Annotated in this window: 11 protein-coding genes; 8 read left to right on the forward strand and 3 right to left on the reverse strand. The window is 55.6% G+C overall.

What is annotated here, in order from left to right; all coding sequences use genetic code 11:
• Positions 1-171 precede the first annotated feature (171 nt).
• A complete protein-coding gene (acnB, locus tag VV869_RS08330) occupies positions 172-2,769 on the forward strand; it encodes a bifunctional aconitate hydratase 2/2-methylisocitrate dehydratase (protein ID WP_337734516.1) in 2,598 nt (865 codons plus the stop codon).
• 110 nt (positions 2,770-2,879) lie between these two features.
• Here the strand turns inward: acnB and VV869_RS08335 are convergent, their stop codons facing one another.
• A complete protein-coding gene (locus tag VV869_RS08335; RefSeq protein WP_337734517.1) occupies positions 2,880-4,019 on the reverse strand; it encodes a glycerate kinase in 1,140 nt (379 codons plus the stop codon).
• Between the two features lie 284 nt (positions 4,020-4,303).
• On the opposite strand from VV869_RS08335, the gene VV869_RS08340 reads away from it, so the two are divergent.
• From VV869_RS08340 to VV869_RS08365, 6 genes are all read left to right on the forward strand, one after another.
• On the forward strand, positions 4,304-4,672 hold the full coding sequence (locus VV869_RS08340; RefSeq protein WP_337734518.1) for a YacL family protein: 369 nt from the start codon (positions 4,304-4,306) through the stop codon (positions 4,670-4,672).
• 191 nt (positions 4,673-4,863) lie between these two features.
• A complete protein-coding gene (locus VV869_RS08345) occupies positions 4,864-5,202 on the forward strand; it encodes a P-II family nitrogen regulator (protein ID WP_261601690.1) in 339 nt (112 codons plus the stop codon).
• A 27-nt stretch (positions 5,203-5,229) separates the two neighbouring features.
• On the forward strand, positions 5,230-6,459 hold the full coding sequence (locus VV869_RS08350; RefSeq protein WP_337734519.1) for an ammonium transporter: 1,230 nt from the start codon (positions 5,230-5,232) through the stop codon (positions 6,457-6,459).
• A 230-nt stretch (positions 6,460-6,689) separates the two neighbouring features.
• Positions 6,690-7,703, forward strand: a complete 1,014-nt coding sequence (locus VV869_RS08355) for a Fe(3+) ABC transporter substrate-binding protein (protein WP_337734520.1) — start codon at positions 6,690-6,692, stop codon at positions 7,701-7,703.
• Positions 7,704-7,869: 166 nt separating this feature from the next.
• Positions 7,870-9,498, forward strand: a complete 1,629-nt coding sequence (locus VV869_RS08360; RefSeq protein ID WP_337734521.1) for an ABC transporter permease — start codon at positions 7,870-7,872, stop codon at positions 9,496-9,498.
• A complete protein-coding gene (locus VV869_RS08365; RefSeq protein WP_337734522.1) occupies positions 9,498-10,535 on the forward strand; it encodes an ABC transporter ATP-binding protein in 1,038 nt (345 codons plus the stop codon). The genes VV869_RS08360 and VV869_RS08365 overlap by 1 nt, the downstream gene beginning before the upstream one ends.
• A 258-nt stretch (positions 10,536-10,793) precedes the next feature.
• Here VV869_RS08365 and VV869_RS08370 read toward each other — a convergent pair whose 3' ends face one another.
• Complete coding sequence (locus VV869_RS08370) at positions 10,794-11,399, reverse strand: TetR/AcrR family transcriptional regulator (protein WP_337734523.1); 606 nt, start codon at positions 11,397-11,399, stop codon at positions 10,794-10,796.
• 215 nt (positions 11,400-11,614) lie between these two features.
• Here VV869_RS08370 and hpt point away from each other — a divergent pair, with 215 nt between their 5' ends.
• Positions 11,615-12,160, forward strand: coding sequence for a hypoxanthine phosphoribosyltransferase (hpt, locus tag VV869_RS08375; protein ID WP_337734644.1), 546 nt, complete (start codon positions 11,615-11,617; stop codon positions 12,158-12,160).
• A 67-nt stretch (positions 12,161-12,227) separates the two neighbouring features.
• Here hpt and can read toward each other — a convergent pair whose 3' ends face one another.
• The gene (can, locus tag VV869_RS08380) at positions 12,228-12,884 is read right to left on the reverse strand and encodes a carbonate dehydratase (RefSeq protein ID WP_337734524.1); all 657 of its coding nucleotides are present in this window, start codon (positions 12,882-12,884) and stop codon (positions 12,228-12,230) included.
• Between the last annotated feature and the right edge of the window lie 8 nt (positions 12,885-12,892).

Raw genomic sequence — 12,892 nt, forward strand, 5'->3', positions numbered from 1 at the left:
CGGGTAGATTTTAATTTTACGTTAAAACTGGTATGCTCGCTAGACGGTTTTGGTCCCTTCTGCCCAAGATGCCGTCTAAGGACAACAAGAATAGACCCGGATGCAGAAGACGATCAATTACGTCCAAGGATGTTTGGCCATCGCGGCCAAACCAACAATGAGGAATATGTCGTGCTTGAAGCCTACCGTAAACACGTCGAAGAGCGTGCCGCCGAAGGAGTCGTGGCAAAGCCACTCGATGCTGAGCAGGTTGCCGCCCTGGTTGAACTGTTGAAAAATCCGCCGGCCGGCGAAGAAGCGTTCTTGCTGGATCTTCTGGAAAATCGTATTCCCCCGGGTGTTGATGAAGCCGCTTATGTGAAAGCCGGTTTCCTGGCCGCTGTTGCCAACGGTGAAGCCGAGTCGCCGATTGTCAGCAAGGAAAAAGCGGCGGAGCTCCTGGGCACCATGCAGGGCGGTTATAACATCGAGCCGCTGATCGCGCTGCTGGACAACGACGCGCTGGCGCCGATTGCCGCGAAGGCGTTGTCCCATACTCTGCTGATGTTTGATGCTTTCTACGATGTGGAAGAGAAGGCGAAAGCGGGGAATGTGCATGCCAAGCAAGTGCTTCAGTCTTGGGCTGACGCGGAGTGGTTCCTGAGCAAGAACCCAGTGCCTGAGAAAGTCACGCTGACCGTATTCAAAGTCACCGGTGAAACCAACACCGATGATCTGTCGCCGGCACCGGATGCCTGGTCTCGCCCGGATATCCCATTGCACGCCCTGGCGATGCTTAAAAACGAACGTGAAGGCATCCACCCGGATCAACCTGGCGTGATTGGCCCAATCAAGCAACTGAAGGCTCTGGAAGCGCAAGGCCACCCGCTGGTATATGTTGGGGATGTGGTCGGGACAGGCTCTTCCCGTAAGTCTGCGACGAACTCCGTGCTGTGGTTCATGGGCGAGGATATTCCTTTTGTACCGAACAAGCGCGCCGGCGGTTACTGCCTGGGCGGTAAAATTGCGCCGATTTTCTTTAACACCATGGAAGATGCTGGTGCCTTGCCGATTGAGCTGGATGTTTCCAAGCTCAACATGGGCGATGTGATCGACCTGTACCCGATTGAAGGGAAGGTGTGTAAGCACGGCACCGACGAAGTGCTGTCGACCTTCAAACTCAAAACTGATGTCCTGTACGATGAAGTTCGTGCCGGTGGCCGGATCCCGCTGATCATCGGCCGTGGCCTGACGGATAAAGCACGTGAGAGCCTGGGCCTTGCGCCGTCTGAGGTGTTCCGCCGTCCGCAAGCCGTGGCTGATACCGGCAAAGGCTATACCCTGGCGCAGAAAATGGTCGGGAAAGCCTGTGGTGTGGACGGGATCCGTCCGGGCACTTACTGTGAGCCGAAGATGACGACCGTTGGTTCACAGGATACCACCGGGCCGATGACCCGTGATGAGCTGAAAGACTTGGCCTGTCTGGGCTTCTCTGCTGAGCTGACCATGCAGTCATTCTGTCACACCTCGGCCTATCCGAAGCCGGTGGATGTGGTCACGCACCACACCCTGCCTGATTTCATCATGAACCGTGGCGGTGTTGCCCTGCGTCCGGGAGATGGTGTGATTCACTCCTGGCTGAACCGCATGCTGCTGCCGGATACCGTCGGTACCGGTGGTGACTCGCACACCCGCTTCCCGCTGGGGATTTCGTTCCCAGCCGGCTCTGGCCTGGTTGCGTTCGCTGCGGCGACCGGCGTCATGCCACTGGATATGCCGGAATCGATTCTGGTGCGCTTCAAGGGTGAAATGCAGCCGGGGATCACTTTGCGTGATCTGGTGCATGCGATCCCTTACTACGCGATCCAGCAAGGTCTGCTGACCGTTGAGAAATCCGGCAAGATCAATGAATTCTCCGGCCGCATCCTGGAAATCGAAGGGGTAGAGCACCTGACGGTTGAGCAGGCATTCGAGCTGTCCGATGCCTCTGCAGAGCGTTCTGCGGCCGGTTGTACCGTGAAACTGTCGCAAGCGTCGGTTGCAGAATACCTGGAATCGAACATCGTGATGCTGAAATGGATGATTGCCGAAGGCTATGGTGATCGCCGTACAATCGAGCGCCGCATCACGGCGATGGAAGGCTGGCTGGCTAATCCTGAGCTGATGGAAGCGGATCAAGACGCCGACTATGCTCACGTGATTGAAATTGATCTGGCTGAGATCAAAGAGCCGATCCTGTGTGCGCCGAACGATCCGGATGATGCGCGCCTGCTGTCCGAAGTCCAGGGCACCGACATTGACGAAGTGTTCATCGGCTCGTGTATGACCAACATCGGCCACTTCCGGGCTGCCGGTAAGCTGCTGGAGAAATTTGGTGGCCAGCTGGATACCCGCCTGTGGGTGGCTCCGCCAACGAAGATGGACCGTGACCAGCTGACCGAGGAAGGCTACTACGGTATCTTCGGCCGTGCCGGGGTACGGATTGAGACCCCGGGATGTTCACTGTGTATGGGGAACCAGGCGCGTGTTGCTGACAAGGCAACCGTGATGTCGACGTCGACCCGGAACTTCCCGAACCGTCTGGGAACCGGGGCGAATGTTTACCTGTCTTCTGCCGAGCTGGCGGCGGTGGGGGCGATTCTGGGCCGGATCCCGACCCTGGAAGAGTATCTGGAATATGCTAAGCAGATCGATGCGACGGCTGCCGATACTTATCGTTACCTGAACTTCCATCGCATGGACAGCTACACCAAGAAAGCCGATGAGGTGATTGTTCAGGCTGCGGTCTAACATCATCTGATTGAATCGGAACAACGCAGGGGAAGCCGGATGGCTTCCCCTTTTTTATAACCGTTTGTTTTATGGCCGTGTTTCTTGTCCTCGTCCGCCGACGATGTCGGTCAGCGGCCGTGTTGCAACTGGATCAGCGCGGCGATATTGCGTGCGGTGGCTTCGACGTTGGATGCGGCTTCGGCCAAAGCCTGTTCGAGTGGCATGGCGCCCGGCACCACACTGAAGACGGCATCAATACCGTGCTGATGGACCATGTGGGCGTCCGGCGCAAGGCTGCCGGCGATCGCAATCACCGGCCGCTGGAACTGTTTGGCAATGCGGGCCACCCCGACCGGCGTTTTGCCGTGAATGCTCTGGCTGTCGATCCGGCCTTCGCCGGTGATCACCCAGTCGGCATCCCGGACGGCGTCTGCCAGCCCGGCAGCTTCGGTCACGATCTCAATGCCCGGCCGCAGGCTGGCGTCCAGCAATCCCAGCAGCGCCGCACCCAGCCCACCGGCGGCGCCGGCGCCCGGGATATCTTTCACGTCTCGTCCAAGCTGCGAATGGATGATCGCTGCATAGTGCGTCAGGTTGGCATCGAGCTGTGTCACCATGGCCGGTGTCGCGCCTTTTTGTGGACCGAACACGGCTGAGGCGCCTGTTGGTCCGCACAGCGGATTGTCGACATCGCAGGCGACTTCCAGAGTGACGGCGGCAAGGCGCGGGTCGAGCGGGCCCGGATCGATGGTGGCGAGTCGGCCCAGGGCCGCACCACCGGCGCCGAGGTCCTGACCGTCCCGATCAAGCAGACGGATCCCCAGGGCCTGGGCCATACCGATGCCACCGTCATTGGTGGCGCTGCCGCCAATGCCGAGCAGGATTTTACCGACGCCCAGCTCCAGAGCCGCTTTGATCAGCTCGCCGGTCCCGTAGGAGGTGGTCAGCAGCGGGTTTCGCTGCGCGGGGGGCACCAGATGCAGGCCGGATGCTGCGGCCATCTCGATCACCGCGGTGCTGCCGTCTCCCAGCAGGCCGAAGAATCCCGGCACCGGTGTGCCGAGCGGGCCGGTGACCGTGGTTTCAATCCGGGTCCCGCCGGTGGCATCAATCAGCGCCTGCACGGTTCCTTCACCGCCGTCCGCCATCGGGAGTTTCCGGTAGTCGGCATCCGGCAGCACCTGACGAAACCCAGCTTCAATGGCGGTGGCCACTTCCATGGCTGTCAGGCTTTCTTTATACGAGTCCGGCGCGATGACGATTTTCATGTTCTCTATCCTTTCCTGAGCGGCTTACATGGGTGAATTGTCGGCGTTTGCATCGTGAGTTGCATTTTGGCGCCAGATCCTGACAATGTGCGGTCTCTGGACCAACCTGAAAAACGATGTGGCGATTTTTCCTCATGAAAAAACGGACCATCGATGACCTCAGTTTGGCATGACCCGCATCGCCTGTGAGGCGCATGCTGTGTTCGGGTTATTTCTCATTGTATCAAGCCTGTAGCTGAGGACGGAACCGGGCCGGGCGGCAAACGCGATTCTCGGAGAGAGCGATGGATTACGAATTTAAGAAAAACACCCTGGACGGCACCTACCACGCCATCTTCTCCATGGGACACGAAGCGCTGGGGCGCTGGCTGATCGAAGAAGTCGGCCGGGATTTGGAGAAGGTCGAACACATCCTGTCCCAGATTGGTGCATTGAAAAACAGCTCCCGGGAGTGGCGGCAGGTCGGGGAGGAACTGACCCTGAGCCTTCAGGACAATGAAGCGCTGGTTCAGGCTAACTATCTGTTTTCTGAAGATGACACAGAGCTGGATGACGACATGCATTTTTACGATGAAGAATGCATGGCGCTGTGTGGCTTTGAGGATTTTGAACAAATGCTGCAAGCCTGGCGTGCCTTTGTGATCCGTTTTTAATCAGGCTATTCCCCAGGGTAATCAATTGCTTCTTTTCAGTGAAAGGGCTGCACCTTGTTGGTGCAGCCTTTTTTTTGTTCTTGAGTGCTGTCTTAATAAGTTGCTGATAAAAAAGGAAATAAAAAACTGGCACAAAGCTTGTTAATTAACCTGTGTGAGAGGAATGGCGTATACAGGTTAAGGAGCAGGCAATGAAAATAATTAACGCAATTATCAAACCCTTCAAATTGGACGACGTGCGCGAGGCGTTGGCGGATGTCGGTGTTGAGGGGATGACCGTGTCTGAGGTCAAGGGATTTGGACGCCAGAAAGGGCACACCGAGCTGTATCGGGGTGCGGAATACCAAGTCGATTTCCTGCCGAAGGTCAAACTGGAAATCGCCACCCAGGCCGAAAACCTGGATGCCATTATTGAAGCCATTACCAAAGCGGCGCAAACCGGCAAGATTGGTGACGGTAAGATTTTTGTTTACGACCTCGATCATGCCGTACGGATCCGTACCGGCGAGACCGATCTGGAAGCATTATAAGTATCGAGTGAGAAGGGGATAATGACCATGGAACTAACGACAACCGTAACAGAGCTGCGCTACGCGCTCGACACATTCTTTTTCCTGATGTCAGGGGCACTGGTGATGTGGATGGCAGCCGGGTTTGCCATGCTGGAAGCCGGGCTGGTCCGCTCGAAAAATACCACCGAGATCCTGACTAAAAACTTTTGTCTGTACGCGATTGCCTGCACCATGTACCTGATTGTTGGTTACAACATTATGTATGTGGATAACGGGGAAGGCGGCTGGCTGCCTTCGTTCGGTACCCTGATCGGCAGCCAGGCCGACGGCGCGGATCACTCGCTGGAATCGGATTTCTTCTTCCAGGTGGTCTTTGTGGCCACGGCGATGTCCGTGGTTTCCGGTGCCGTGGCTGAGCGGATGAAACTGTGGTCGTTTCTTATTTTCTCTGTCATTTTGACCGCGTTTATCTATCCGATTGAAGGCTACTGGACCTGGGGCGGCGGCTTCCTGTCTGAAGCAGGCTTTAGCGACTTTGCCGGCTCTGGGATTGTGCACATGGCCGGTGCGGCGGCGGCGCTGTCCGGGGTTCTGCTGCTGGGCGCCCGAAAAGGGAAATATGGCAAAAACGGCGAGATCCATCCGATCCCGGGCTCGAACATGCCGCTGGCAACCCTGGGGACCTTTATCCTGTGGTTCGGCTGGTTCGGTTTCAACGGCGGCTCGCAACTGATGGTCTCTGACTTTGAAAACGCCACTGCCGTGGGCCAGATCTTCCTCAACACCAACGCAGCGGCCGCAGCGGGTGCGATTGCAGCCCTGGCCGTGTGTAAAACAACATGGGGCAAGGCTGACCTGACCATGGTGCTGAACGGCGCGTTGGCCGGTCTGGTGGCGATTACGGCTGATCCGCTGTCACCGTCACCGCTGTCCGCGGTGGTGATTGGTGTGGTTGCGGGGGCGCTGGTGGTCTTTAGCATCATCGGTCTGGATAAAGTGAAAATTGACGATCCGGTGGGGGCGATTTCGGTGCATGGTGTGTGCGGCTTCTTTGGCCTGATGGTTGTACCGCTGAATAATGCCGATGCGACCTTCGGTGCGCAGCTGCTCGGTGCGGTGGTGATCTTCGGTTGGGTCTTCGGTATGAGCCTGGCGGTCTGGGGGATTCTCAAAGCCACGGTCGGGATCCGGGTCTCTGAAGAAGAAGAGATGGCCGGCATGGACTTACACGATTGTGGCATTGATGCCTACCCTGAATTCGTCAGCGTTAAATAAGAGCTTGGTCCTGATGGCAACTGAAGAGGCCGGACCACGATTGACAGGTTGAATTTGAAATCAAACCGGTTCCATATCTTCAGATCACAAATCAAAAAAAAGCCGCGCGATGTCGCGGCTTTTTTTTATGTTCAATTGTTGCAGCGCATTGTTTCTCACCGGTGCTAAAGTATAATCAATTGCTATTGATAAAACTTATCATTAGATTTTACACCAAGAGGGATGAATAAATGAAAAAGCTGTTGGCATCAGCAATGTTACTGGGATTGGCTGCACCACAAGCTGCTATGGCAGCTGAAGAAGTCAACGTCTACTCCTACCGCCAACCGTTCCTGGTTGAACCGATGTTTGCAGAGTTCACCAAAGAAACCGGGATTAAGGTCAACGTGAAGTTTGCCAAAAACGGTTTGGCAGAAGCGCTGCAGCGCGAAGGCGAATACAGCCCGGCTGACGTGATGCTGACCACAGATATCAGCCGTCTGGTGGAACTGTCTGACAAGAAACTGGTTCAGGCCGTGGATAGCGACATCATTGATAAGAATGTGCCGGCGCAATACCGTGACTCTGACGATGAGTGGTTTGCACTGACCCTGCGGACGCGAAGCGTCTATTCATCCCGTGATCGCGTGGGCCGTCTGCCAGCCGATTTCGACTACATGGATCTGGCGAAGCCGGAGTGGAAAGGCAAGATCTGTACGCGTTCTGGGAAGCACCCGTACAACATCTCGCTGGTCTCTGCCATGATTGCTAACCACGGTGAAGCCGAAGCGAAGCAGTGGCTGGAAGGCGTGAAAGCAAACCTGGCGCGTAAACCGCAAGGCAACGACCGTGCGCAGGTGAAAGCGGTGAAGGAAGGCCTGTGTGATCTGGCCATCGGCAACAGCTACTACCTGGGCAAGATGGTCAACGACGAGCAGCAAAAGTCTTGGGCTGAAGCGGTTTACATCAACTTCCCGGGCCAGAAAGCCAACGGTACGCACGTGAACGTCAGCGGCATGGCCATGGCTAAATATGCCCCGAACAAAGCCAATGCGCAGAAGCTGATGGAGTTTCTGACGGATGATACCGCGCAGCACATGTATGCTGAAGTGAACTTTGAGTACCCGGTGAAACCTGGGGTTGAGCGCTCTGAACTGGTTGCCTCCTGGGGTGATTTCCGTGCGGACCAGGTCTCCCTGGAAAAAGTTGCGGATTACCACAGTGCAGCGATCAAACTACTGGATGAAGTGAAGTTCGACCTGTAAGTTGGCTTAAAATGGGGCGTATTGCCCCATTTTTGTTTGAGGCTTGGTATCTTTTCCAATAACTTATGGTACTTTCATCCTCTTTTTGACGGCGGGGATGCGAATTGGACGTCGCCAGCGGTTGTCCGGGCACCATAACGTGATTGCAAAAGGTATTTAGTCCGCAATGAAAGAGAAATTTTTGTGCTGGCAAACCAGTGGCTGGGGACTGTCCCTGCTGCTGGTTTTGCCGATCGTCGCCATCTTCTACACAGCTGCCGGGGAAAGCGATGAAGTGTTTTCCCACCTGATGGGCACGGTGATGGCAACTTACACTGCCAACACCTTCTGGCTTGTCGTCTCCACGATGGTACTGGCCCTGATCTTTGGTTTGCCGGCGGCCTGGGTCATGGCAATGTGCCGGCTGCCGGGCGAGAAAATCCTGCAGTGGGCGCTGGTGCTGCCGCTGGCGATGCCGGGCTATATTATCGGCTATATCTACACCGACTGGTTTGACTATGCCGGTCCGATCCAGATTTTCCTTCGCGACAGCTTTGGCTGGCAAAGCGTTCATGACTACTGGTTCCCGGATATTCGCTCGCTGGGCGGGGCCAGCATGGTGCTGGCGCTGGTGCTCTATCCTTACGTCTATCTGCTGGCCCGGGCTGCCTTTTTGGAGCAAAGTACCAGCCTGCTGCAGTCGGCCCGCTTGTTGCGATGTACGCCCTGGGAGAGTTTCCGTCGGGTGTCATTGCCGCTGGCGCGTCCTTCCATCGCGGTGGGTTTGTCGCTGGTTGCCATGGAAACCCTGGGCGACTTCGGCACCGTCAGCTATTTTGCCGTCAACACCCTGACCACGGCGGTTTATGATACCTGGCTGGGCTATTCGAACCTGAATGCGGCCGCCAAGATCTCGGCCATCATGCTGATGGTGATCTTTTTGCTGATCAGTGCCGAGCGGTTCAGCCGCCGGAAACAGAAACTGTTCCAGCAGGAGATGGAGCATGGCGACGATGTACGTTATGTGTTGCGCGGTCCCCGCAAGTGGCTGGCCATGTGCTGGTGCTGGGGGCTGGTCGCGGGAGCGTTTGCCTTGCCGCTGATCCAGTTGGGGTATTATGCCTGGCATTATTTTGCGGACAGCTGGACGCCGGAGTTCCGGGAGTACAGTCTCAACAGCCTGCAGGTGTCGCTGGTAGCAGCGGTGCTGGCGGTGTTGCTGGCGCTGATTGTGAATTTCTATCGTCGTCTGGACGGGCGACGAATGACGCTGGTGCCGATCCGGATCTCTTCGCTGGGCTACGCCGTGCCGGGTACGGTACTGGCGATCGGGGTGATGATCCCGCTGACCCAGGCCGATCACCTGATCAATGATATCGCGAACCACTTGGGACTGTCCCGTCCTGGCCTGGTCTTTTCCGGGACTATGGTGGCGATTATTTTTGCGTTTGTAGTCCGGTTTGCGGCGGTGGCGATCGGCAGTATTGAAAGCAGCTTGACCAAGGTCTCGCCGTCGCTGGATATGGCTGCCAAAACTATGGGTTATGCATCCACCCGGATGTTGCGGCGGGTGCACTTGCCGCTGATCCGACGCGGATGCCTGATTGCCGGTCTGCTGGTGTTTATCGAGTCGATGAAAGAGCTCAACGCCGCTTTGCTGCTTCGGCCGTTTAACTTCGAAACCCTGGCAACCTATGTCTTTAACTTTGCTTCCGATGAGCAGCTGGAGCTGGCCGCCTTGCCAGCGATCTTACTGGTGATGGTCGGCTTGATCCCACTGGTGATGGTGAACCGATCTTTGGAGAAGAAACACTGATGAGCCATGCATTATCCGTTCGCAACCTCACTTGCTGCTATCAGGGACAGCCGGTGCTGCAGAATCTCTCGCTGCCGGTGGAAGACAATGAAATTGTGTGTCTGCTGGGCGCCAGTGGTTGCGGTAAAACCACTTTGCTCAAAGCCATTGCCGGGTTGCTTCCGCTGGAACAGGGGGAGATCCATATCCACGGCCGGACCATTGCCGATCAGCATACCTGGCTGCCGCCGGAAAAGCGCAATATCGGGATGATTTTCCAGGACTACGCGCTGTTCCCGCATTTGACTGTGGCGGAAAATATCGCGTTTGGGTTGCAAGGTTGGGAGAAGTCGCGAGTCGCCGGCAAAGTGCAGGAAATGCTGACGCTGGTGCACCTGGATGGTCTGGGCGGCCGTTATCCGCACCAGCTGTCGGGCGGGCAGCAGCAACGGGTGGCGATTGCCCGGGCGCTGGCCAGCGAGCCGGATCTGATTTTGCTCGATGAGCCGTTTTCCAACATTGATACCCAGGTCCGTCACGGCCTGATCAAGGAGATCCGGCGTATTTTCAAGGCCCAGGGCGTGACGGCGATCTTCGTGACTCACAGCCGGGAAGAAGCGTTTGCGTTTGCTGATCGGATGGCGGTGATGAATCAGGGGGTGATCGAGCAATTTGGGACGGCGACCGAGCTTTATTACCGACCGAGCAGCCGTTTTGTCGCTGAATTTTTGGGCTCGGGCTCTTACCTGCCCGCGACGCTGCAGCACAACCATCTGATGACGCCGTTCGGTACCATGAACCTGCCTTCGAAACAGCCGGCTGCGGCAAAAACCAGCGTTGAGTGGTTGATCCGGCCTCAGAACCTCAAGGTTGCGCCGGCTGAAAACGGGGAAGGGGTGATCACCGAGCAGCTGTTTATGGGAGACAGCTGCCGCTATACTGTGGACTTCCAGGGTTACAACCTGGTGGTGAATTCCAATTTGATCCTGCAGACCGGTCAGCGGGTGGATGTGGCTGTAGAGCCGCATGAGCCGGTGGTGTTTGCGGCGGCTAGTTAATACCAATCGTAGTCAATAAGGGGTCATTCTAGCTTGTTAAAACGCTCGATAACTGCGTTAGAATTTTTGATTGTAGAATAACTGCTTATCGAAAAATTATGCTTGTTATCAAGCATTTTTCCGACGCTATTTCTGATCACTGACTTACTGTGATTGGTATAATATCCGGCGCATCAGAATAAATCAGGCCAGCATCATGCTGGCCTGTTTGATCTTGCACGGTTCGCCCGTGGGGAAGTGACGATACCGGGGGGGAGATTATTTCCCGAGCAGCGCTGCGATGTGTGAATCGGCTTGCTGGCGCATCGCCTCCGGATCCGGACTGATGTTGCTCTGCAGGTACAGCACATAGCAGATGCCATGCAGTTGCCAGGTCAGCTCTTCGGCGTTGCGTGGGTTTTCAACTTCCTGATTGTTGATGCCCTGGGCAAACATTTCGACGATTCGCTCGTGATTGGCTTTATTGCTGCTGACAAACTGCGGCCAGATTTCATCGCGCACCGAGGTGCTCCATTCATACCAGACTTTCAGCCAGTCCTGCTGCTCGATGACGGCATCAATCAGGTTATCCGTGAAGCAGGTCAGGCGCGCATAGAGCGGCCGGTTGTCTGCGCCCAGGCAGTCGGTCAGGACTTGATTGAAACGGTTTTCTACCTGGCTCAGTACTTGCTCGACCAGCGCTTCCCGGGTCGGAAAGTAGTTAAACACCGTTGCGACAGAGACATTGGCCATTTCGGCGATGTCTGCGTGGCCGGCCCGGCCGATACCGCGTCGGGCGAACACTTCTAATGAAAAATCCAGCAGTTGCTGCTTTCTTTTTTCGGGTGACAGACGAGTTCTGGTTTTTTTGACGATCGTATCCATTTCGCTTATTCCCTAGCCATGATCATGGTGCGTGAAGTTATATAGTTGTTTTAAATGATAACTTTACAGCAGCGCGTGGTTGCAATCAAACTGGTTTTATACAAACTGTATCATATAATTGACAACTTTGAAAAATAACTATTGTGTGTGAGGGATGTTAGAATAGAGATCCGTTGAGAAAAGTTAGCCGACAGGCGGCCGTTGTCGCTGTCCTGATGGAGAAAAAAATGAAACATACCGTTGAAGTGATGATTTCTGAGCAGGATGTTCAGGCGCGTATTCAAGAGCTGGGGCAACAAATTACAGAACATTACAAGGATTCAGAAAATCTGGTAATGGTAGGTTTGCTACGTGGTTCGTTCGTATTTATGGCTGATCTGGCGCGTGCCATTCATCTGACGCATGAAGTCGACTTCATGACCGCCTCAAGCTACGGCAATACCATGGAAAGTAACCGCGATGTCCGGATCCTGAAAGATCTGGATGATGACATCAAAGGTAAAGACGTACTGCTGGTGGAAGATATTATTGACACCGGGAATACCCTGAACAAGGTGCGCGAAATTCTGACGCTGCGTGAGCCGAAGTCGATCCGTATCTGTACGCTGCTGGATAAGCCAGAGCGTCGTGAAGTACCCGTCGACGTGGCGTGGGTTGGTTTTACGATCCCGGATGAGTTCGTCGTTGGCGTGGGGATCGACTATGCACAGAAATACCGTCACCTGCCTTACATCGGCAAAGTGATTCCGCTGGAAGGTTAATCGGACCTCCGGAGACAAAAAAGCGACCTTGCGGTCGCTTTTTTCATGTTGGGGCTGGCTTGGTCACTCAGACTTTGGCACCCGGCAGAATCTTGGCCATCGCGTTGGCGTAAGCCTCTTCCAGGCCTTCGCGGCTGGTGGCGGAAACGCCCAGATCACGCAGAATACCGTCTTCAATCCCGTACACCCAGCCGTGGATCTTGATTTGCTGACCCCGCTCCCAGGCTTGCTGCATGATGGTCGAGTTACCCAAGTTGTAGACTTGGGAGGCAACGTTGATTTCGCACAGCTTGTCGCTCCACTGCTCGCGCGGCAGGGCTTCCAGCTCGCTGCGGTGTTTCAGGTATAGATCGCGAATGTGCAGCAGCCAGTTGTTGATCAGGCCCAGCTGCGGGTTGTCAATCGAAGCGGCAACCCCGCCACAGCCATAGTGGCCGCAGACGATGACGTGGCGGACCTTGAGCACGTCCACGGCGTATTGGACGACGGAGAGGCAGTTGAGGTCGGTATGAATAACCTGGTTGGCAACGTTACGGTGGACGAATAGCTCGCCGGAGTCCAGGCCGGTCAGTCGCTCTGCCGGCACCCGGCTGTCGGCACAGCCGATCCACAGGTATCCCGGATGTTGGGATTTGGCCAGATGGGAGAAAAACTCAGGCTTTTCTTCCTTAATGTTTTCTGACCAGGAAAGATTATTTGCAAAGAGCTGCTTAATATCTGCCATGTTGGTGC

This window comes from Photobacterium sp. MCCC 1A19761, assembly GCF_037389125.1.
Lineage (GTDB): Bacteria > Pseudomonadota > Gammaproteobacteria > Enterobacterales > Vibrionaceae > Photobacterium.

Coding starts and splice junctions, on each gene's coding strand:
- VV869_RS08345 (WP_261601690.1), top strand. CDS start 4,864: ATGAAAATAATTAACGCAATTATCAAACCCTTCAAATTGGACGACGTG.
- VV869_RS08340 (WP_337734518.1), top strand. CDS start 4,304: ATGGATTACGAATTTAAGAAAAACACCCTGGACGGCACCTACCACGCC.
- VV869_RS08370 (WP_337734523.1), bottom strand. CDS start 11,399: ATGGATACGATCGTCAAAAAAACCAGAACTCGTCTGTCACCCGAAAAA.
- VV869_RS08360 (WP_337734521.1), top strand. CDS start 7,870: ATGAAAGAGAAATTTTTGTGCTGGCAAACCAGTGGCTGGGGACTGTCC.
- VV869_RS08355 (WP_337734520.1), top strand. CDS start 6,690: ATGAAAAAGCTGTTGGCATCAGCAATGTTACTGGGATTGGCTGCACCA.
- hpt (WP_337734644.1), top strand. CDS start 11,615: ATGGAGAAAAAAATGAAACATACCGTTGAAGTGATGATTTCTGAGCAG.
- VV869_RS08335 (WP_337734517.1), bottom strand. CDS start 4,019: ATGAAAATCGTCATCGCGCCGGACTCGTATAAAGAAAGCCTGACAGCC.
- VV869_RS08350 (WP_337734519.1), top strand. CDS start 5,230: ATGGAACTAACGACAACCGTAACAGAGCTGCGCTACGCGCTCGACACA.
- can (WP_337734524.1), bottom strand. CDS start 12,884: ATGGCAGATATTAAGCAGCTCTTTGCAAATAATCTTTCCTGGTCAGAA.
- VV869_RS08365 (WP_337734522.1), top strand. CDS start 9,498: ATGAGCCATGCATTATCCGTTCGCAACCTCACTTGCTGCTATCAGGGA.